Consider the following 868-nt stretch of genomic DNA (forward strand, 5'->3'; position numbering starts at 1 on the left):
GACAAAAAAAGCTTGAATAAACGAAAAAAAGATATTGTAATTGGACGCGTTAAGGAATTAAGAGAATTAAAGAATCTTACACAACACGAATTTGCAGAAAGTATTGATGTTTCATCCAACACAATAAGCCGCATTGAGCGTGGAGAAATGAGCCTTTCATCTGACCTAGCTTTAAAAATTGCAGATACATACGGAATTAGCCTTGATTGGCTTTTTTATCGTGGCGATGATCAGTTAAGTCCTAAGCTTCGAGCAAATTTTGAAGAAGCCTTTAAATGTATGCAGGAAAGCACTTCAATTCCTATAAGCTTAAAAATCAACAAAAAAACGCCCTCGGATTAAAATCCAAGGGCAATGTGATAATATCAATTTCTAAAATTCAAATTTATAACCGTTATTATAGATTTATTAAATCTCTCCACCTACACCCTTGAACTTATCCACAAAGGCAGAGATTTTCTGAAAANTTAAATACTGAGGATTAAGAGGACTCATTTTAGGTAGAACTTCATTAAGCTCCGTTCCATTTTCACTGGCATATTCTCTTTTTAATGAAGTTAAAATATATCTCTTTGCAGCCTCTTCATTAAGATTTTCAGCACTAATTAATTCTTCTGCTTCACGTTTTTGCTCAGTTTGAGCAAATGAGAAGAAAGCATCAATTATACTAGCTTTGTCATGAATACTATCTAGATCAGCTTGATTGATAAAATCAACCACCAAGCTTTCTTTAGCTCGGTTTCCTATACTAGAACGAATTAAGCGACGAACTTCTTCCACCAAGGATGCTTTATCTTTCGCTTTTTTGTTATGCTCAAATATTAGTTCAAGAATATAATCCAAATTGATCTCTTGGGATTTTAGAAGA

General features: G+C 33.4%; 2 protein-coding genes. One reads left to right on the forward strand and one right to left on the reverse strand.

Annotated features, from left to right (window positions below):
* Positions 1-342, forward strand: a 342-nt coding sequence (locus FJQ58_RS00930; protein WP_139990581.1) for a helix-turn-helix domain-containing protein, incomplete at its 5' end; no start/stop codon positions are given.
* A 66-nt stretch (positions 343-408) separates the two neighbouring features.
* Here the strand turns inward: FJQ58_RS00930 and FJQ58_RS00935 are convergent.
* Positions 409-843 (reverse strand): type I restriction endonuclease subunit R, EcoR124 family, encoded by a 435-nt coding sequence (locus FJQ58_RS00935; protein WP_476641263.1) that lies wholly within the window; start codon positions 841-843, stop codon positions 409-411.
* Positions 844-868 lie beyond the last annotated feature (25 nt).

The sequence above is a fragment of the Paenibacillus paridis genome, from assembly GCF_006345825.1.
GTDB lineage: Bacteria > Bacillota > Bacilli > Paenibacillales > Paenibacillaceae > Pristimantibacillus > Pristimantibacillus paridis.